This is a genomic window from Micrococcus sp. APC 4021 (assembly GCF_030407635.1).
In the GTDB taxonomy this organism is placed as follows: domain Bacteria; phylum Actinomycetota; class Actinomycetes; order Actinomycetales; family Micrococcaceae; genus Micrococcus; species Micrococcus luteus.
In genome coordinates, this window is sequence record NZ_JASDCZ010000001.1 from 1 (window position 1) to 18,965 (window position 18,965).

General features: G+C 73.1%; 16 protein-coding genes. 4 read left to right on the top strand and 12 right to left on the bottom strand.

Annotated features, from left to right (window positions below; all coding sequences use genetic code 11):
- The first annotated feature begins 3 nt into the window (after window positions 1-3).
- The 3 genes from QL983_RS00005 to QL983_RS00015 are packed head-to-tail and all read left to right on the top strand — an operon-like array spanning window position 4 to window position 4,095.
- Window positions 4-1,605: a glucose-6-phosphate isomerase gene (locus QL983_RS00005; protein ID WP_129866765.1), complete on the top strand. Its 1,602-nt coding sequence runs from the start codon at window positions 4-6 to the stop codon at window positions 1,603-1,605.
- Complete coding sequence (gene zwf, locus QL983_RS00010; RefSeq protein WP_036315281.1) at window positions 1,595-3,157, top strand: glucose-6-phosphate dehydrogenase; 1,563 nt, start codon at window positions 1,595-1,597, stop codon at window positions 3,155-3,157. The genes QL983_RS00005 and zwf overlap by 11 nt, the downstream gene beginning before the upstream one ends.
- Window positions 3,154-4,095, top strand: a complete 942-nt coding sequence (locus QL983_RS00015) for a glucose-6-phosphate dehydrogenase assembly protein OpcA (RefSeq protein ID WP_036315284.1) — start codon at window positions 3,154-3,156, stop codon at window positions 4,093-4,095. Before zwf ends, QL983_RS00015 begins: the two co-directional genes overlap by 4 nt.
- Before the next feature lie 93 nt (window positions 4,096-4,188).
- Here the strand turns inward: QL983_RS00015 and secG are convergent, their stop codons facing one another.
- The 11 genes from secG to uvrA all read right to left on the bottom strand — a co-directional run bounded on the left by secG (window position 4,189) and on the right by uvrA (window position 17,190).
- Window positions 4,189-4,440, bottom strand: a complete 252-nt coding sequence (gene secG / locus QL983_RS00020; RefSeq protein WP_036315286.1) for a preprotein translocase subunit SecG — start codon at window positions 4,438-4,440, stop codon at window positions 4,189-4,191.
- Window positions 4,441-4,521: 81 nt separating this feature from the next.
- Complete coding sequence (gene tpiA / locus QL983_RS00025; RefSeq protein WP_010078716.1) at window positions 4,522-5,313, bottom strand: triose-phosphate isomerase; 792 nt, start codon at window positions 5,311-5,313, stop codon at window positions 4,522-4,524.
- A 2-nt stretch (window positions 5,314-5,315) separates the two neighbouring features.
- The gene (locus QL983_RS00030) at window positions 5,316-6,563 is read right to left on the bottom strand and encodes a phosphoglycerate kinase (protein WP_036315290.1); all 1,248 of its coding nucleotides are present in this window, start codon (window positions 6,561-6,563) and stop codon (window positions 5,316-5,318) included.
- 107 nt (window positions 6,564-6,670) lie between these two features.
- Entirely contained in the window at window positions 6,671-7,681 is a 1,011-nt protein-coding gene (gap, locus tag QL983_RS00035; RefSeq protein ID WP_036315293.1) for a type I glyceraldehyde-3-phosphate dehydrogenase, read from the bottom strand.
- A gap of 185 nt (window positions 7,682-7,866) precedes the next feature.
- Complete coding sequence (locus tag QL983_RS00040; protein WP_036315296.1) at window positions 7,867-8,493, bottom strand: superoxide dismutase; 627 nt, start codon at window positions 8,491-8,493, stop codon at window positions 7,867-7,869.
- 149 nt (window positions 8,494-8,642) lie between these two features.
- Entirely contained in the window at window positions 8,643-9,608 is a 966-nt protein-coding gene (gene whiA / locus QL983_RS00045) for a DNA-binding protein WhiA (RefSeq protein WP_129866766.1), read from the bottom strand.
- Between the two features lie 31 nt (window positions 9,609-9,639).
- Window positions 9,640-10,686, bottom strand: coding sequence for a uridine diphosphate-N-acetylglucosamine-binding protein YvcK (gene yvcK, locus QL983_RS00050; protein ID WP_123243857.1), 1,047 nt, complete (start codon window positions 10,684-10,686; stop codon window positions 9,640-9,642).
- Window positions 10,683-11,579: an RNase adapter RapZ gene (gene rapZ / locus QL983_RS00055; protein ID WP_036338578.1), complete on the bottom strand. Its 897-nt coding sequence runs from the start codon at window positions 11,577-11,579 to the stop codon at window positions 10,683-10,685. The genes yvcK and rapZ overlap by 4 nt, the downstream gene beginning before the upstream one ends.
- The gene (gene uvrC, locus QL983_RS00060) at window positions 11,576-13,501 is read right to left on the bottom strand and encodes an excinuclease ABC subunit UvrC (RefSeq protein WP_036315391.1); all 1,926 of its coding nucleotides are present in this window, start codon (window positions 13,499-13,501) and stop codon (window positions 11,576-11,578) included. Before uvrC ends, rapZ begins: the two co-directional genes overlap by 4 nt.
- Entirely contained in the window at window positions 13,494-14,165 is a 672-nt protein-coding gene (locus tag QL983_RS00065) for a lysophospholipid acyltransferase family protein (RefSeq protein ID WP_036315306.1), read from the bottom strand. Before QL983_RS00065 ends, uvrC begins: the two co-directional genes overlap by 8 nt.
- Window positions 14,166-14,205: 40 nt before the next feature.
- Window positions 14,206-17,190: an excinuclease ABC subunit UvrA gene (uvrA, locus tag QL983_RS00070; protein WP_036315307.1), complete on the bottom strand. Its 2,985-nt coding sequence runs from the start codon at window positions 17,188-17,190 to the stop codon at window positions 14,206-14,208.
- Window positions 17,191-17,304: 114 nt separating this feature from the next.
- Here uvrA and QL983_RS00075 point away from each other — a divergent pair, with 114 nt between their 5' ends.
- Window positions 17,305-17,985: an MBL fold metallo-hydrolase gene (locus QL983_RS00075; protein WP_063189256.1), complete on the top strand. Its 681-nt coding sequence runs from the start codon at window positions 17,305-17,307 to the stop codon at window positions 17,983-17,985.
- Window positions 17,986-18,015: 30 nt separating this feature from the next.
- Here QL983_RS00075 and QL983_RS00080 read toward each other — a convergent pair whose 3' ends face one another.
- Complete coding sequence (locus QL983_RS00080; RefSeq protein WP_216881329.1) at window positions 18,016-18,939, bottom strand: methyltransferase domain-containing protein; 924 nt, start codon at window positions 18,937-18,939, stop codon at window positions 18,016-18,018.
- Window positions 18,940-18,965 lie beyond the last annotated feature (26 nt).

Consider the following 18,965-nt stretch of genomic DNA (forward strand, 5'->3'; position numbering starts at 1 on the left):
CCCATGAGCACCCTCGGCCTCACCGCCACCGGAGCCGCCCTCGAGGCGATCGACCGCCATCTGCCCGCCCTCCTCCAGGACCGCGTCGCCTCCCGCCTCGGGGCGCAGGACGCCGACCTGTGGGGGGCGCCGGCCCGCGACGAGGCCGCCAAGCGGCTCGGCTGGATCGACCTGTTCGAGGACTCCCGCGCCCTCGTCCCGCACATCGCCCAGCTGACCCGGGAGCTGCGCGCCGAGGGCGTGGACCGCGTGGTCCTGGCGGGCATGGGCGGCTCGTCCCTGGCCCCCGAGGTGATCGCGGCGACGGCCGGCGTCGAGCTCGAGGTCCTGGACTCCACGGACCCGCTCCAGGTCTCCCGCGCCCTCGAGCGCGACCTCGAGCGAACCGTGCTGGTGGTCTCCTCCAAGTCCGGCTCCACCGTGGAGACCGACTCGCAGCGCCGCGTCGTCGAGGCCGCGTTCCGCGACGCCGGGATCGACCCCCGCACCCGCCTGGTCGCCGTCACGGACCCGGGCTCACCGCTGCACGCCGCGTGCGAGTCCGCCGGCTGGCGCGCCGTCTTCACCGCGGACCCGACCGTGGGCGGGCGTTTCTCGGCCCTCACCGCGTTCGGCCTGGTCCCCACCGGCCTGGCCAGCGTGGACGTCGCGGCCCTGCTGGACGACGCGGAGGCCGTGCTCGACCTGCTGATCGCCGACGACGAGGACAACCCGGGCCTGCAGCTCGGCGCGGCCCTGGGCGGCACCCGCCCGCTGCGCGACAAGCTCGTCTTCGCCGACCACGGGTCCGGCATCGCCGGACTGCCGGCCTGGATCGAGCAGCTGATCGCCGAGTCCACGGGCAAGGACGGCACCGGGCTGCTGCCCGTCGTCGTCGCCCCCGGCGACCCCGAGACCGTGTGGGACGCCCCCGACCTGCTGCAGGTGCAGCTCGTCGGCGAGGACGACGTCGCGGCCCCGGGCCACGGCGTGCAGGTCGCCGGCTCGCTCGGCGCCCAGCTGCTGCTGTGGGAGGTGGCCACCGCGGTGGCCGGCCGCCTGCTCGGGATCAACCCCTTCGACCAGCCGGACGTGGAGGCCGCCAAGGCCGCCGCCCGCACCCTGCTGGACGGCCCCGCCGCCGAGCGGCCGGCCGACGGCGAGGTGGAGGGTGTCGAGGTCTCCGGCCCGGCGTCCGTGACCTCTGCCCCGGACCTGGCCGGCGTGCTGCGCGCCACGGCGGCACTGGTGCCCGAGGGCGGCTACCTGGCGGTCCACGCCTACCTCTCCCGTCATGACGACGCCGAGCTCGAGGAGCTGCGCGCGGACCTGGCGGACCTGGTCGGCCGCCCGGTCACGTTCGGCTGGGGTCCGCGGTTCCTGCACTCCACCGGACAGTTCCACAAGGGCGGCCCGGCCGTCGGCGTGTTCCTGCAGATCACCGGCGACGCCGGCCTGGACCTCGAGGTGCCCGGCCGCCCGTTCTCCCTGGGCAGGCTCATCGCCGCGCAGGCAGCGGGCGACGCCCGGGTGCTGGGCGATCTCGGCCGCCCCGTGGTCACCCTGCACCTGCGCCGCCGCGACGCGGGCATCGAGGCCCTGAGGAGCGCCGTCCGTGGCCGGTGAGTCCCGGACCGCCCCCCGCAACCCGCTGCGCGACCCCCGTGACCGGCGCCTGACCCGCATCGCGGGCCCGTCGGCGCTCGTGCTGTTCGGCGTGACGGGCGACCTGGCGAAGAAGAAGCTCCTGCCGGCCATGTACGACCTGGCCCAACGCGGCCTGCTGCCGCCGGCGTTCTCCCTCGTCGGCTTCGGTCGCCGCAGCTGGTCCGACGAGGAGTTCGCCGACTACGTGCGCGCCGCCGTCGAGGCCTCCTCCCGGACCACGTTCGACGAGACCGTGTGGGACCAGTTCCAGGGCGGTCTGCGCTTCGTCTCCGGCGCGTTCGACGACGAGGCTGCCTACGTCCGTCTCGACGAGGTGCTCGCCGAGCTCGAGACCTCACGCGGCACGCGGGGGAACACCGCGTTCTACCTCTCCATCCCGCCGGACTGGTTCGAGGCCGTCTCCCGCCACCTGGCCGACCAGGGCCTGGCCGACCGGTCGCAGCCGGCCGAGGGCCCGTGGCGCCGCGTGGTCATCGAGAAGCCCTTCGGCCACGACCTGGCCAGCGCGCAGGAGCTCAATGCTGTGATCGAGCGCGTCTTCCCCTCGGACGCGGTGTTCCGCATCGACCACTACCTCGGCAAGGAGACGGTGCAGAACATCCTCGCGTTCCGGTTCGCCAACCGGATGTTCGAGCCGCTCTGGAACGCGGAGCACGTGGACCACGTCCAGATCACGATGGCCGAGGACATCGGCATCGGTGGACGGGCGAGCTACTACGACGGCGTGGGCGCGGCGCGCGACGTCATCCAGAACCACCTCCTGCAGCTGCTCGCGTTCACCGCGATGGAGGAGCCGATCTCGTTCGACGCGGACCATCTGCGCGCGGAGAAGGAGAAGGTCCTCGAGGCCGTGACCGTCCCGGACACGCCCGAGGGACTCGCGGCGGCCTCCGCCCGCGGCCAGTACACCTCCGGCTGGCAGGGCGGCGAGCGGGTCACGGGATTCCTCGACGAGGAGGGCTTCAACCCGGCGTCCGTCACGGAGACGTACGCCGCGCTCAAGGTGGGCATCCGCACGCGGCGCTGGCAGGGCGTGCCGTTCTACCTGCGGGCCGGCAAACGCCTCGGCCGGCGGGTGACGGAGATCGCCGTCGTCTTCAAGAAGCCCCCGCACCTGCTGTTCCCCGTCCACGACGGGGACGAGTTCGGGCAGAACATCATCGTCATCCGGGTGCAGCCGGACGAGGGCGTCACCATCCGCTTCGCGTCCAAGGTGCCCGGCACGCAGACCGAGATCCGCGACGTCACGATGGACTTCGGCTACGGCCACGCCTTCACCGAGGACTCCCCCGAGGCGTACGAGCGTCTCATCCTCGACGTGCTCCTCGGGGAGCCGCCGCTGTTCCCGCGCCAGGCCGAGGTGGAGCTGTCCTGGCGGATCGTGGACCCGTTCGAGGAGCACTGGGCGAGCCTGGGCACCCAGCCCGAGCCCTACGCCCCGGGCACGTGGGGACCGCCCTCGGCCGACGCCCTCATGGCCCGCGACGGACGAAGCTGGAGGCGCCCGTGAAGATCCGCATGCACGACACCACCACCTCCCAGGTGGCCAAGCGCATCACGCAGCTGCGCGAGAAGAGCGGGGTCGTGGCCCTCGGCCGCGTCCTCACGCTCGTGATCAGCACGGACGACGCCGGCATCGAGTCCGCCGTCCAGGCCGCCAACGCGGCCTCGCTCGAACACCCGTGCCGCATCGTCGTCCTGGCCCTGGGCGACCCCGCGGCCCCCACCCGCCTGGACGCCGAGATCCGGGTCGGGGGCGACGCCGGCGCCTCCGACGTCGTGGTGCTGTGGTGCGCCGGGGAGAACGCCCACGCCGACGAGTCGCTCGTCTCCGGGCTGCTCCTGCCCGATGCGCCCATCGTCGTGTGGTGGCCCGGGGTGCCACCCGGGGTCCCCTCGGCGACGGCGCTCGGTCGCCTGGCCCACCGCCGGATCACGGACACGGCCTCGGCGTCCGCGGCCGAGCCCGCCCTGTGGGCTCTGCGCGCGGGCCACCATGAGGGGGACACCGACCTGGCCTGGACGCGCCTGACGCTGTGGCGGATCCAGGTGGCCGGGATCTTCGACACGCTCGACGTGGCCACCCTGCGCTCGGTGACGGTGGACGGGGCGCCGGACTCCCCCAGCACCATGCTGCTCGCGGCGTGGCTCACCCTGACCCTGAAGGTGCCCGTGACGATCGCGCACTCGAAGGTCGGCCACGGGATCCGTGCGGTGCGCCTGCGGTGCACGGACGGGGACGTGGTGCTCTCCCGCTCGCAGTCGCAGGTGGCCCGGCTCTATCAGCAGGGCCGGCCGGTGCAGCGCATCTCCCTGCCACGCCGGACGATCCAGGACTGCCTGGCCGAGGAGCTGCGCCGCCTGGACCCGGACGAGGTCTTCGGCGCCGTGCTCCACCAGGGCCTGCCGCGCACGGACCTCTCCCCCGTGCAGGCCTCCGAACGCTGAGGGGCCCCCGGCGCCCCACCGGTCCGGGACGCGCGAACGCCCCGCACGGATCTTCCGTGCGGGGCGTTCGCGTCGGGGCCCGGCGGGGCGGCCTCAGGACTCCATGGTCAGACGCGGCAGGACGCCGAGCAGGGCGATCACGACACCCCAGGCGACCACGGAGCCGACGGTCAGGCGGGTGAGCAGACGCTGGGCGGAGCCCGAGGAGCTCATCGAGCTGGTCACGCCGCCGCCGAACATGTCCGAGACGCCGCCGCCGCGGCCCTTGTGCAGCAGGATGAGCAGCACGATGACCACGCTGAGCACGACCACGAGGATCTGCAGGGCCAGGGTCAGGACGTCCACGGGAGGGCTCCTCGGGTCGAGGTGCGGCCCCGGCGCGCGCCGGGGCCGTCACGGAGAATGCGGTCGGTCGGGCCGGACGGATCAGGCCTGGTCGAACCGGACGATCTTAGCAAACTCGTCCGCGTCGAGGCTGGCGCCGCCCACGAGGGCGCCGTCCACGTCTGGCTGCGCCAGCAGCGCCGGCGCGCTGGAGGACTTCACGGAGCCGCCGTAGAGGATCCGCAGTCCGGCGGCGACGTCGTCGCCGTGCAGTGCGGCCACGCGGGCGCGCAGGGCCGCGCACATCTGCTGCGCGTCCTCGGGGCCGGCGACCTCGCCCGTGCCGATCGCCCACACGGGCTCGTAGGCGACGACGACGCCGGCCACGTCCTGCGCCGACAGGCCCGCGATCGAGCCCTCCAGCTGGGCGAGCGTGTGCTCGACGTGCCGGCCGGCCTGGCGCACCTCCAGGCCCTCGCCCACGCAGATCACCGGGGTGAGGCCGTGGCGCAGGGCCGCGGCGGCCTTGCGCGCGACGAGGGCGTCGTCCTCCCCGTGGAGGGTGCGGCGCTCGGAGTGGCCCACGATCGCGTAACGGCACCCCAGCGCGGCCAGGAACGCGCCGGAGACGTCGCCCGTGTAGGCGCCGGCGTCCTCGGGCGAGAGGTCCTGCGCGCCGTAGACGAGGTCCAGGCGGTCACCGGTGACGAGCGTCTGCACGGACCGCAGGCCCGTGAAGGGCGGGAACACCGCGACCTCCACGGCCTCCTGGTCATGGTCCGCGTCCGAGAGGAGCCACGTGAGGCGCTGCACCAGGGTGACGGCCTCGAGGTGGTCCAGGTTCATCTTCCAGTTGCCCGCGATCAGCGGCACGCGCGTGGTCTGCTCCGCCATGCTCACGCCCGCCCCTCGCCGGCCAGGGCGGTGACGCCCGGCAGCTCCTTGCCCTCGAGGTATTCGAGGGAGGCGCCGCCGCCGGTGGAGATGTGGCCGAACGCGTCGTCGGCGAAGCCGAGCGTGCGCACGGCCGCCGCGGAGTCGCCGCCGCCGACCACCGACAGGCCGCCGGCCGCGGAGGCCTCGGTGAGGGCCCGGGCCACCGCCCGGGTGCCCTCCGCGAAGGCCGGGAACTCGAACACGCCCATGGGGCCGTTCCAGAACACGGTCTGGGCGCCGCGGATCTGCTCCGCGAACGCCCGGGCCGTCTCGGGGCCGATGTCCAAGCCCATGGCGGACGCGCCGTGCGCGCCCGAGGTGAGGGCGTCCACGGCCAGGACCTCGTGCTCGGCGTCGGCCGCGAAGCCGGAGGCCATGACGATGTCCGTGGGGAGCACGATGCGGGCGGCCCCGGCCTCGGAGCGGCGCAGGTACTCGCGGACGGTGTCGAGCTGGTCCTCCTCGAGCAGGGAGGCGCCCACCTCGTGGCCCTGCGCCTTGAGGAACGTGAAGAGCATGCCGCCGCCGATCAGCAGCGTGTCGGCCTTGTCCAGCAGGTTGTCGATCACGGCCAGCTTGTCCGAGACCTTCGACCCGCCCAGCACGACGACGTAAGGCCGCTCCGGGGACTCGGTCAGACGGGTGAGCACCTCGAGCTCGGCGGCGACCAGCGGGCCCTGGTGGGCCGGCAGCTGTGCCGCGACGTCGAACACGGAGGCGTGCTTGCGGTGGACCGCGCCGAAGGCGTCGCCCACGTAGGCGCCGTCGTCGCCGGCCAGCGCCGCCATCTCGCCGGCCAGTGCGGCGCGCTCGGCATCGTCCTTGGAGGTCTCGCGGGCGTCGAAGCGCACGTTCTCCAGCAGCAGCACCTGGCCGTCCTGCAGGGCGGCGGCCTTCGCGCGCGCGTCGTCCCCGGTCACGTCCGCGGCGAGGGCGACGTCGGTGCCCAGCAGCTCGGCCATGCGCGCGGCGACGGGGCGGAGGGAGTACGCGGGGTCCGGCTCACCCTTGGGGCGGCCCAGGTGGGCCATGACGATCACGCGCGCACCGGCCTCGGCCAGGTCCCGGATCGCGGGCAGCGAGGCACGGATGCGGCCGTCGTCGGTGACGGTGTCCCCGTCCAGCGGGACGTTCAGGTCGGACCGGATGAGCACGGTGCGGCCGGCGACGCCGGCCTCGAGCAGATCGGTGAGGGTCGGTGCGGGCATGATGCCTCCTGGGGTGCCGGAGCGGGGTCGGTTCACGGTGCAGTCTAGGCGGACGGCCCGGGCCGACGGAGGAACCGTCGGCCCGGGCCGTCGGGCGCCGTGCGGGCTCAGAGCTTCGAGCCGATGAGGTCTGCGAAGTCCATGAGCTGGGAGGTGTAGCCGTACTCGTTGTCGTACCAGCCGATGATCTTCACGGTCTGGCCGATGGACTTGGTCAGCGGGGCGTCGAAGGTGCACGCCGCCGGGGAGGTGATGATGTCCGAGGACACGATCGGGTCCTCCGAGTAGACCAGGCGGCCCTGCAGCGGACCGGACTCCGCGGCCTTCTTGAACGCCGCGTTGATCTCCTCGACCTCCACGTGGCGCGTCAGCTCCACGGTCAGGTCGGTGGCCGAGCCGGTGATGGTGGGCACCCGCATGGCGAAGCCGTCGAGCTTGCCCTTCAGCTCCGGGATGACCTCGCCGATGGCCTTGGCCGCGCCCGTGGAGGTGGGCACCATGTTCTGGGCCGCGGCGCGCGCCCGACGGCGATCCTTCTTGTGCACGTTGTCGTGCAGGTTCTGGTCGCCGGTGTACGCGTGGATCGTGGTCATGATGCCGTCCACGATGCCGAACTCGTCGTTGAGGACCTTCGCCATCGGGGCCAGGCAGTTCGTGGTGCACGAGGCGTTCGAGACGATGTGCATCGACTCCGCGTCGTAGGTGTGCTCGTTCACGCCCATCACGAAGGTGCCGTCGACCTCCTTGGCGGGGGCCGAGATGAGGACCTTCTTGGCCCCCGCGTCGAGGTGGGCCTGCGCCTTGGGGCCGGTCGTGAAGATGCCGGTGCACTCGATGACCAGGTCCACGCCGAGCTCACCCCACGGCAGCTTCGTCGGGTCGGCCTCCTGGAAGAACGCGACGTCGCGGCCGTCGATGCGGAACCCCTTCTCGGTCCGCTCCAGCTCGCCCGGGTAGCGGCCCAGGATGGTGTCGTACTGGGTCAGCCAGAACAGGTCCTCGGGGTCGGCGAGGTCGTTCACCGCGACCAGCTCGAGGTTCTCGTGGCCGCGGTCCCTGAGCACGCGCACGATGTTGCGTCCGATGCGGCCGTAGCCGTTGATGGCGATCTTGGTCATGGTGGTCTCTCTCGTTAGTTCGCGTTGCGTGGTCCCCGTGGCGGTGGGTCCGGGGCGGTACGGTCGAGCGGTCGCGCCCGGTCCGGGCGCGCGGTGGGGACAGGGCCGGAGCGCCGAGCCCCTCCCCGCATCGGGGCGCTGACGTCGTGGGGCCACGACGTCAGCGCCCCGGTGCGCGGTGTGGATCAGGCCGGGAGGATCAGGCCGGAGGCGCCGGCGCGGGCGGCCTCGAAGCGGGCCTGCACGTCGGCCCAGTTCACGATGTTCCAGATCGCCTTGACGTAGTCCGCCTTGACGTTCTGGTAGTCGAGGTAGAAGGCGTGCTCCCACATGTCCAGCTGGAACAGCGGGATGGTGGCGACCGGCACGCCGTTCTGCTGGTCGTAGAACTGCTCGATCACCAGGTTGCCGCCGATGGGCTCGTAGGCCAGCACGGCCCAGCCGGAGCCCTGGATGCCGAGGGCGGCGGCGGTGAAGTGGGCCTGGAACTGGTCGAACGAGCCGAAGTACTCGTCGATGGCGGCGGCCAGCTCGCCGGTCGGCTTGTCGCCGCCCTCCGGCGAGAGGTTCTTCCAGAAGATCGAGTGGTTCGTGTGCCCGCCCAGGTTGAAGGCGAGGTCCTTCGACAGCTGGTTCACGGAGCCGAAGTCGCCGGCCTCACGCGCGGCGGCCAGCTTCTCCAGGGCGGTGTTCGCGCCCTTGACGTACGTGGCGTGGTGCTTGGAGTGGTGCAGCTCCATGATGCGGGCCGAGATGTGCGGCTCCAGCGCGGCGTAGTCGTAGTCCAGCTCCGGAAGGGTGTATTCGGTCATGCTTCCTCCTTGGTCAGGCGAGGCTGCGGGCAGGACGCCCTCGGCCTCCATCTCGGGCAACCTCGCGTCTCGGCGGCGTATTCCGTCCGTCTCCATTGTGATCGGGGGCGGAGCGCCGGGGCCAGATCCCGTCGACGGTGATCCCGCGCTCAGCCCTCGGAGGCCGCGTCCGTCCCGGGAACGCCCCGCTCGGCGGCCCGCTTGTCCGCCATGGCCAGCAGCCGGCGGATGCGCCCGGCGACGGCGTCCTTGGTCATCGGCGGGTCCGCGAGGCGGCCGAGCTCGTCGAGGGAGGCCTGCTTGTGCTCGAGGCGCAGTCGACCTGCGTAGCGAAGGTGGTCGGGCACCTCGTCGCCGAGGATCTCGAGGGCCCGCTCCACCTTCGCCCCGGCCATGACGGCGGCCTGGGCGGAGCGGCGCAGGTTGGCGTCGTCGAAGTTCGCCAGGCGGTTGGCGGTGGCCCGGACCTCCTTGCGCTCGCGCCGCTCGCGCCAGAGGGTCGCGGTCTGCTCCGCGCCGACGGCGGCCAGCAGCGTGGCGATCGCCTCGCCGTCGCGGACCACGACGCGGTCCGACTGACGCACCTCGCGTGCCTTCGCCGCCACGCGGAGCCGACGCGCGGCCCCCACCAGCGCGAGCGCGGCCTCCGGGCCCGGCGTGGTCACCTCGAGGGCCGCCGAGCGGCCGGGCTCGGTGAGGGAGCCGTGGGCCAGCAGGGCCCCGCGCCACACGGCGGCGGTGGCCGCCGTCGTCCCGCTGACGAGGACCGGCGCGAGGCCACGCACGGGCCGTCCCCGCTGGTCGATGAGCCCGGTCTGCCGGGCGAGGTCCTCTCCCCCGCGCACGACCCGGAGCACGTACCGCTGACCACGGCGCAGGTTGCCGCCGGAGATCACCACGATCTCCGGGGCCAGGCCGTACAGGTCGGTGATGGCGGCGCGCAGGCGGCGCACGCTGGCGCCGTGGTCCAGCTCCGCCTCCACGACGACGCGGCCGGCCACGAGGTGCAACCCCCCGGCGAACCGCAGCATCGCCGCGGTCTCCGCCCGCCGCTCCGGGGTCGCGGCGACCGGCACACGGGCCAGCTCCTCCTTGAGGGTCATGGTCAGCGCCATGCTCGTGCTCCTTCTCGGCGAGGTGCGCGCGTCAGTGGGTCATCGCCTCGTCGATCGCGACGGCCAGGCGCAGCGGGTCGTGGACCTGGGGATCCTGGGCACTGCTCACTCTACTGAACGCCACGCGCGCGCCCATCCGGGCCGCCTCGGCCTCCACCGCCGCCCGGTCGGTGACCGCGTCCACGTCGGCGATCACCACGTCCAGCCGGAGGTCCGGCGCATAGGAGCGCAGCACCTTGAGGTGGTCGGCGTGGGTGAGGCCGGTGGTCTCCTGGTCTCCCGTGCGCAGGTTCAGCACCATGAGGCGCCGGGCGGCGGTGGCGGCGAGGGCCGCGCGCACGTCCGGCATCAGCAGGTGCGGCAGCACCGACGTGTACAGCGAGCCGGGTCCGAGCACCACCCAGTCGGCCAGCTCGATCGCCGAGAGCGCCTCCGGGGTGGCGGGGGCGTCGGACGGGCTCAGGCGGACGTCGGTGACGCGCCCCTCGAACGCGGCGACCGCGAGGGCCACCTGGCCCTCCACGCATCGGGTGCGCAGGCGGCCGTCCGGGCCGGCGCTGAGCACGTCCCCGCCGATGGTCAGCGGCACCCGCGAGACCGGCAGGACCTCGCCGTGCGCCCGCAGCAGGGCGCCGGCCCAGCGCAGCCCGTCCACCGGGTCGCCCAGCAGCTCCCAGAGGGCGACGATCAGGAGGTTCCCGAGCGCGTGGTTGTCCAGGGTGGCCTGGTCCGCGGGCACCTCGGTGGAGCGGAAGCGGTGCTGCATGACGTGGGCCCAGGTCCGACCCCAGTCGGTGTCGTCGCACAGGGCGGCCAGCGCCATGCGGAGGTCGCCGGGCGGCAGCACCGCCATCTCCCGGCGGATGGTGCCGGAGGAGCCGCCGTCGTCCGCCACCGTGACGACGGCCGTGAGGTGCCCGGCCACGTGCCGCAGGGCCGCGAGGGACGCGGAGAGGCCGTGGCCGCCGCCGAGGGCGGTGACCCGGGCCGTGGGGCGGGACATGCCGGCGCCCACCCCGCGCCCTTCCGAACCCATCCCGGGCGGCAGGGGCAGCTGGCCGGTGAGCGGGGACGTCATTCGCGCCCCATGTCCCGGTGCTGGACGTGCACCGTGACGTGGGGCACCTGGGCCAGGCGCCGGGCGAGCTCCTCGGCGACGGCCACGGAGCGGTGCTTGCCGCCCGTGCAGCCGATGGCGAGCGTGGCGTAGTGCTTGTTCTCCCGCCGGTAGCCCTCGAACACCGGCCCCAGCATGGCGACGTACGCGCGCAGGAAGTCCTCGACACCGGGGCGGGAGAGCACGTAGTCCGCGACCGCGGCCTCCGTGCCCGTGTGCGGACGCAGCGCCGGCACCCAGTGGGGGTTGGGGATGAAGCGCATGTCCGCCACGAAGTTCGCGTCCGCCGGGACGCCGTACTTGAACCCGAAGCTCATGATGGTCAGGCGCAGCGTGACGGGGCCGGACTCCGAGAACAGCTCGGTGATCTCCGTGGCCAGGCCGTGCACGTTCAGCTCGGTGGTGTCCACCACGACGTCGGCACGCGCCTTGAGCGGCTCGACGACGTCCCGCTCCGCGCGGATGCCGTCCAGCAGCCGGGCGTTGCCCTGCATCGGGTGGGGGCGGCGGCCGGCCTCGAAGCGTTGCAGGAGGACGTGGTCCTCCGCATCGAGGAACACGGTGCGATACTCCACTCCGCTGTTGGCCAGGTGCTGCAGGGCGGCGTACAGCTCCTCGAAGTAGGAGCGCGAGCGCACGTCCACCACGATCGCCAGGCGCGGGAACGCCTCCGGCGAGCGGGCGATGAGCTCGGCCAGCGTGCCGAACAGGGCCGGCGGCATGTTCTCCACCACGTCCCAGCCGTGGTCCTCGAGCGCGTGCGCGGCGGTGGTCCGTCCGGCGCCGGACATCCCGGCGATCACGAGCACCTCGGATGTCGGCGGCTTCTCCGGCTGGAGGGTCTCCTCGGTCATGACTCCACTGTATCCGCGGGCGTGTCGGCCGTGAGCGCCGTGTGGACGGCCTCGGCCAGCCGCGGCCCGATGCCGGCGACCTCGGTCAGCCGGTCCACGCCGGCGGCCCGGATCTCGGCGACGGAGCCGAAGTGGTTCAGCAGCGCGGTGCGCTTGGCCGGGCCCAGGCCCGGGATCCCGTCCAGGGCGGAGACGGTCATCGCCTTGGACCGCCGGCTGCGGTGGCCCGCGATCGCGAACCGGTGCGACTCGTCACGGATGCGCTGGAGCAGGTACAGGCCCTCCGAGGTGCGCGGCAGGACCACCGGGAACTCGTCGCCCGGCAGCCACACCTCCTCGAGCCGCTTGGCCAGCCCGACCACGGGCAGGTCGTCCAGGCCCAGCTCCTCGAGGACCGCCGCGGCCGCGGCCACCTGGGGCGGGCCGCCGTCGACCACCACGAGCGAGGGCGGGTACGCGAAGCGGCGCCCCGCCTCCTGATCGTCCCCCTCGACCTGACCGGAGAGCGGGGCGCCCTCCGCGCGCTCCTTGGCCAGGCGGGCGAAACGACGCCGCAGGACGTCGCGCAGGGACGCCGTGTCGTCCCGGGCGGCCTCCCCCGTGACGTTGAAGCGGCGGTAGTCCTTCTTCTTCGGCAGCCCGTCCTCCATGACGACCATCGAGCCGACCACGTTGGTGCCCTGGGAGTGGGAGATGTCGTAGCACTCGATGCGCAGCAGGGGCTCGGTGATCTCCAGGGCCTCCTGCAGCTCCCGCAGGGCGGCGGAGCGGGTGGTGAGGTCCCCGGACCGCCGCGACTTGTGCAGCTTGAGGGCCATCTCCGCGTTCTCCCGGACGGTCTCCATGAGGTCCGCCTTCGAGCCCCGCCGGGGCACGCGCACGGCGACCCGGGACCCGCGCAGGCCCGAGAGCCACTCGGTGAGCTGTGCGGCGTCGTCGGGCTCGACCGGGACGAGGATCTCGTGCGGGATGCGCTCCGGCCCCTCGAGGTCGCCGTAGACCTGCTGGAGCAGGTGCGCGACCATCTCCGGCTCGGCGACGTCCTCCACGCGCTCCATGACCCAGCCGCGCTGGCCGCGGATGCGTCCCTGCCGGACGTGGAACACCTGCACCGCGACCTCCAGCTCGTCCGCGTGCAGGGCGAAGATGTCCGCCTCCGTGTTCTCCGGCAGCACCACGGCGTTGCGCTCGAACACGCGGCGCAGCGCGGCGATGTCGTCCCGCAGCCGGGCCGCGTCCTCGTAGCGCAGCTCCTCGACGGCACGGGCCATGGCCTTCTCCAGCTCGCGGATGAACCGGTTCGCGTCCCCGGCCATGAAGTCGCAGAAGTCCTGGGCCAGCGCGCGATGGTCCGCCGGGCTGATCCGGCCCACGCAGGGCGCCGAGCACTTGCCGATGTAGCCGAGCAGGCACGGCCGGTCCTGGGCGCGGGCCCGCTTGAACACGCCGGCCGAGCACGTGCGGACCGGGAAGACGCGCAGCATCAGGTCCACGGTCTCGCGGATCGCCTTGGCCGGGTGGAACGGGCCGAAGTACTTCACGCCGGGCTTCCGGTCGCCGCGCATCACCTGGACGCGCGGGAACTGCTCGTTCATGGTCACGGCCAGGTACGGGTACGACTTGTCGTCCCGGTACATGATGTTGAACCGGGGGCGGTACTCCTTGATCCACGTGTACTCGAGCTGGAGCGCCTCCAGCTCGGAGCCGACGACGGTCCACTCGACCGCGGCCGCCGTGAACACCATGGTCCGGGTCTTGGTGGCCAGCCGGGCGGGGTCCTGGAAATAGGAGCTCAGGCGGGCGCGCAGGTTCTTCGCCTTGCCGACGTAGACGACGCGTCCGTCCGCGTCGCGGAAGCGGTAGACGCCGGGCGACGTGGAGATCTCGCCCGGAGCCGGGCGGTAGGAGGCCGGATCAGCCACGGGCACCCGGGGCGGCGTTGTAGGCGTCCACGCGCTCCTGCCCCGAGAGCGCGCCGATGGCGTCCATGATCGCCGCCGTCGCGTCGCGGCGCTGCGGCAGGGTGTGTCGACGCCCGGGGTGGCCGAAGTCCAGGGGCGCGCCCACGCGCACGGAGAACCGGTGGGGACGGAAGCCGTTCGTGTCCGGCGGCTGGAGGTGCTGCGTGCCGACGAGGCCCACGGGCACCACGGGTGCGCCCGTGGCCAGGGCCAGCCAGGCCGCACCGGTGCGGCCGCGGTAGAGGCGGCCGTCGCGGCTGCGGGTGCCCTCCGGGTAGATGCCGACGCCCTGGCCGGACTCGAGCAGGCCCACGAGGGACTCGAGCGCGGCCACGGAGGCGGCCTGCTCGCCCCGGCGGACGGGGACGGAGCCCACGGACTCGAAGAACCGCCGCCGGACGCGGCCCCGCAGGCCCGTGCCCGTGAAGTACTCCTCCTTGGCGAAGAAGTGGACCGGGCGGGGGGCGAGGGCCTGGAGGATCACCGAGTCGACGAAGGACAGGTGGTTGGAGGCCATGACGAAGGGGCCCCGCGCAGGGACGTGCTCCATGCCGACGACCTCGGGGCGGCAGGTGAGCCGCAGGAGCGCGGCGGCGCTCCTGCGCACGGGCTCCGACGTCGCCATGGCTCTCCTTCGTCCGCGTCCTGCGTGGGCGGGGTCCATGCTACGCGAGCAGTTCCGCGAGGAACCGGCCCGTGTGGCTCTCCGCGACGTGTGCGACCTCCTCCGGCGTGCCCGCGGCCACGATCGTGCCGCCCCCGGAGCCGCCCTCGGGGCCGAGGTCGATCACGTGGTCGGCACTCTTGATGACGTCGAGGTTGTGCTCGATGGTGAGCACCGTGTTGCCCTTGTCCACGAGGGACTGGAGCACGTGCAGGAGCTTGCGGATGTCGTCGAAGTGCAGCCCCGTGGTCGGCTCGTCCAGCACGTAGATGGTGCGGCCGTTGGAGCGCTTCTGGAGCTCGGCCGCCAGCTTCACGCGCTGGGCCTCGCCGCCCGAGAGCGTGGTGGCGGGCTGGCCCAGGCGGACGTAGCCCAGACCGACGTCGACGAGCGTGTCCAGGTACCGCGAGATGCGGGTGTACGCGCTGAAGAAGTCCGCGGCCTCCTCGATCGGCATGTCGAGGACCTCGGCGATGTTCTTGCCCTTGTAGGTGACCTCGAGCGTCTCCCGGTTGTACCGGGCCCCGTGGCACACCTCGCACGGCACGTAGACGTCCGGCAGGAAGTTCATCTCGATCTTCAGCGTGCCGTCCCCCGCGCACGCCTCGCAGCGCCCGCCCTTGATGTTGAAGGAGAACCGGCCCTGCTGGTAGCCCCGGACCTTCGCCTCGGGGGTCTCTGCGAAGAGCTTGCGGATCGCGTCGAACACGCCGGTGTAGGTGGCGGGGTTGGAGCGCGGCGTGCGCCCGATGGGGCTCTGGTCCACGTGGACCACCTTGTCCAGGTGCTCGAGCCCCTCCACGGACCGGTGCCGGCCGGGCACGAGCTTGGCGCCGTTGAGCCGGTTGGCCAGGACCTTGTAGAGGATCTCGTTGATCAGCGTGGACTTGCCCGAGCCGGACACACCCGTCACGGCCGTGAGGACCCCGAGCGGGACCTCCACCGAGACGTCCTTCAGGTTGTTCTCCTGGGCGCCGCGGACCGTCAGCACGCGCCCCTTCTCCGGGACGCGACGCCGCTCCGGCACCGCGATGGAGCGGCGCCCGGAGAGGTAGTCGCCGGTGACGGACCGCGTGTTCGCCTTGAGATCCGCCAGGGAGCCCGAGTGCACGACCTCGCCCCCGTGCTCGCCCGCGCGAGGACCGATGTCCACGATCCAGTCCGCCTCGGCGATCGTGTCCTCGTCGTGCTCGACGACGATGAGGGTGTTGCCGAGGTCCCGCAGGCGCAGGAGGGTCTCGATGAGGCGGCGGTTGTCCCGCTGGTGCAGGCCGATGGACGGCTCGTCGAGCACGTAGAGGACGCCGACCAGCCCGGAGCCGATCTGCGTGGCCAGGCGGATGCGCTGGGCCTCGCCTCCAGAGAGGGTGCCGGCCGGCCGCTCCAGGTTGAGGTACTCCAGGCCGACGTCCAGCAGGAACGCCAGCCGGGCCAGGATCTCCTTGAGCACCTGGTCCGCGATCTGCCGCTCCCGGTCCGTCAGCCGCAGCCCCGAGAAGAACTCCATGGCCTCCCGCATGGGCAGGCGGGTGGCGTCCGCGATGGACAGGCCGCCCACGAGCACGTTCAGGACCGTGGGGTTGAGGCGGGCCCCGTGGCACGCCGGGCACGGGATCTCCCGCATGAACGACTCGTAGCGCTCGCGGGCGCCGTCCGACTCGGTCTCCCCGTGCTTGCGCATCACGTAGGGGATGACGCCCTCGAAGCCCGTGGTGTAGCGGCGCTCGCGGCCGAACCGGTTGCGGAACGTCACCTCCACCTTGAAGTCCTTGCCGTGCAGGACGGCGTCGCGCTCCGCCTCCGTCAGGTCCTTCCACGGGGTGTCCAGGGAGAAGCCCATCTCCTTGCCCAGCCCGCCGAGCACGCGCAGCCAGTAGTCCGAGGTGGACTTGCCGAGCGACCACGGCACGACGGCGCCCTCGCGCAGGGACAGCTCGTCGTTGGCGACGACGAGGTCCGGGTCCACCTGCAGACGGGAGCCGATGCCGGTGCACTCGGGGCACGCGCCGAACGGGTTGTTGAAGGAGAACGAGCGCGGCTCGATCTCGTCCACGGTCTGCTCGTGCCCGTTGGGGCAGGAGAGCTTCTCGGAGAACGAGCGGTACCGGGGGTTGCCCTCGGCGTCCCGCCCGCCGAACTCCGCGGTGTTCTTCCTGCCCTTCTCGGCGACCGGCTCCACGTCCACGAACTCGGCCACGACGAGGCCGTCCGCCAGCTTCAGGGCGGTCTCCACCGAGTCGGTGAGGCGCTGGCGGATGCCCTCCTTCATGGCGAGGCGGTCCACGACGACGGCGATGGTGTGCTTGACCTGCTTCTTCAGCACGGGCGGGTCCGAGAGCTGGACGGTCTCCCCGTCCACGACGGCGCGGGCGAAGCCCTGCGTGGACAGGTCCTTGAACAGGTCCACGAACTCGCCCTTGCGGCCGCGGACCACGGGCGCGAGCACCTGGAAGCGGGTGCGCTCGGGCAGCTCCTCGAGCTGGTCCACGATCTGCTGCGGGGTCTGCCGGCTCACCGGCTCGCCGCACTGCGGGCAGTGCGGCACCCCGACACGCGCCCAGAGCAGGCGCATGTAGTCGTAGATCTCGGTGATGGTCCCCACCGTGGAGCGCGGGTTGCGGTTGGTCGACTTCTGGTCGATGGACACGGCCGGGGACAGGCCCTCGATGAAGTCCACGTCCGGCTTGTCCACCCGGCCCAGGAACATGCGGGCGTAGGAGGAGAGCGACTCGACGTAGCGTCGCTGGCCCTCGGCGAAGATCGTGTCGAAGGCCAGGGAGGACTTGCCCGAGCCGGACAGACCCGTGAACACGACCATGGCGTCCCGCGGGAAGCTGACGTCCACGTCCTTCAGGTTGTGCTCGCGGGCGCCCTGGACGACGATGCGGTCCCGCTCGCCCGAGCGCGCGCCGCCGGGGCCGGAGGCGAGGCCGCCGGGGTGGGCCTCGACGGCGGAGGAGACGGTGGTGGAGGAGTTCTTGGGCACGCGGCCAGCATAGGGGCGGGTACGGACACGACACCGGGGTCTCGCCTGTGGGCGAACCCACCGCGGGCCGGGCCCGCCCTGGCGCCTCACCGCCCCGTCCGTACACTGTTGCGCATGCCCGAGACCGCCCGGAACCGCCTCCTGCACGATCTGCCCGCCGTCACGGTGCGCACCTGCTCCGTGTCGGAGATGGACAACAACGTGTACCTGCTCACCTCCAAGACCACGGGGGCGCAGGTGCTGATCGACGCCGCCGCCGAGGCCGAGGCCATCCGCGACCTCATCGCCTCGGCCGCGGACGACACCCCGTGCGAGCCGCGCCTCGAGATGATCGTCACCACGCATCGACACTGGGACCACGTGCGCGCGTTGCCGGCGCTGGCCTCCCTGACCGGGGCCCGCACGGCGGCCGGCGAGGACGACGCCGACGCGATCGCCGAGGCCACGGGGGTCGCCCCCGACGTGCGCCTGCGCCACGGGGACACCGTGGGGGCGGACGGGCTCCGGCTCGAGGTGGTGGCCCTGCGCGGCCACACGCCCGGGTCCATCGCGCTGGTGTGCCGCCCCGAGGCGGACGAGCCGGCCGTGCTCTTCACCGGCGACTCCCTCTTCCCGGGCGGGGTGGGCAACACCGAGGGCGACGACGGCCGGTTCCGTCAGCTGTTCACGGACGTGAGCGATCGGATCTTCGACGCGTTCGACGACGACGTGGTGGTCCACCCCGGCCACGGCGCCTCCACGACCCTGGGCGCCGAGCGCCCCCACCTGCCGGAGTGGGCCGAGCGCAGCTGGTGACGGTGCGCCCGGGCGGTCCCGGGCCCAGCGTCAGGCCGGCTTCTGCCCCGCCATGAACAGGCGCCGGGCCGGGAAGATCGTGACCGGGCCGCCGTCGTCGGCCGTGACACCGGGCACCGGCGGGTACGCCTCGCGCATGGCGGCGCGGTACCGGTCCACGAACGCCTCGAGCAGCCCGGCGCCCTCGGCGGCGCCCTCCTCGGCGTCCCAGCGGGCCAGGGCCTGCAGGCTCGGTCGCAGGGCCGCGCCGGAGGTCCACCGGAACACCGGGTCCTCGCCCGTCAGCACCTGCTGGTACTCCGTCTCCCAGACGACCGGGGACCACCCCGCCTCGAGGAACAGCCGCGTGTACTCCTCGGGCGGCGCCACGGTGCGGGTCGTCGCCACCCCGTGCAGCGGCTCGGAGAAGGCCGGGTCCTCCGCCAGCGCCACGATCGCCGCGTGGGAGGGCTGCTCGTAGGGCCGCGGGATCTGCGCCGCGAACCACGCCCCCGGCGTGAGGTCCCCGAGCCAGCGCCGGATCAGGCGACGGTGCGTCGGGATCCACTGGAGCATCGCGTTGGACACCACGACGTCCGTCGCCCCCGACGGGCGCCACTGCGAGGCGTCGACCGCCTCGAAGCGCAGGTTGGCGGGGGCGCCCGTGCGGGCCGCCTGCTCCCGGGCCCGCTCCAGCATGGCGGGCGAGTCGTCCAGACCGATCACCTCGGCGTCCGGCCAGCGCTCGGCCAGCGTCCGGGTCAGGGTCCCCGGGCCGCAGCCCAGGTCCACCACGACGCGCGGGGCCTCGGCGTGCACGCGCCCCACCAGGTCGTGGAAGGGGCGGGCGCGGTGTTCGGCGAAGCCCTCGTACTGCGCGGGATCCCAGGTGAACCCCCCGCCCTGTCGGCCGGTCACGTCCCCCACGACGGCGTCGGTGTCCGGGTGCGGGCTCTCGGGCGCGATCTGACTCATGGCGGCACCGTATCGCGCGGAGCGGC

Excerpts from the sequence above, each read along its gene's own strand:
- QL983_RS00005 (WP_129866765.1), top strand. The coding sequence starts at position 4 with ATGAGCACCCTCGGCCTCACCGCCACCGGAGCCGCCCTCGAGGCGATC.
- QL983_RS00065 (WP_036315306.1), bottom strand. The coding sequence starts at position 14,165 with ATGGCGACGTCGGAGCCCGTGCGCAGGAGCGCCGCCGCGCTCCTGCGG.
- QL983_RS00080 (WP_216881329.1), bottom strand. The coding sequence starts at position 18,939 with ATGAGTCAGATCGCGCCCGAGAGCCCGCACCCGGACACCGACGCCGTC.
- QL983_RS00075 (WP_063189256.1), top strand. The coding sequence starts at position 17,305 with ATGCCCGAGACCGCCCGGAACCGCCTCCTGCACGATCTGCCCGCCGTC.
- QL983_RS00040 (WP_036315296.1), bottom strand. The coding sequence starts at position 8,493 with ATGACCGAATACACCCTTCCGGAGCTGGACTACGACTACGCCGCGCTG.
- tpiA (WP_010078716.1), bottom strand. The coding sequence starts at position 5,313 with ATGGCGGAGCAGACCACGCGCGTGCCGCTGATCGCGGGCAACTGGAAG.
- rapZ (WP_036338578.1), bottom strand. The coding sequence starts at position 11,579 with ATGACCGAGGAGACCCTCCAGCCGGAGAAGCCGCCGACATCCGAGGTG.
- QL983_RS00030 (WP_036315290.1), bottom strand. The coding sequence starts at position 6,563 with ATGCCCGCACCGACCCTCACCGATCTGCTCGAGGCCGGCGTCGCCGGC.
- whiA (WP_129866766.1), bottom strand. The coding sequence starts at position 9,608 with ATGGCGCTGACCATGACCCTCAAGGAGGAGCTGGCCCGTGTGCCGGTC.
- gap (WP_036315293.1), bottom strand. The coding sequence starts at position 7,681 with ATGACCAAGATCGCCATCAACGGCTACGGCCGCATCGGACGCAACATC.
- yvcK (WP_123243857.1), bottom strand. The coding sequence starts at position 10,686 with ATGACGTCCCCGCTCACCGGCCAGCTGCCCCTGCCGCCCGGGATGGGT.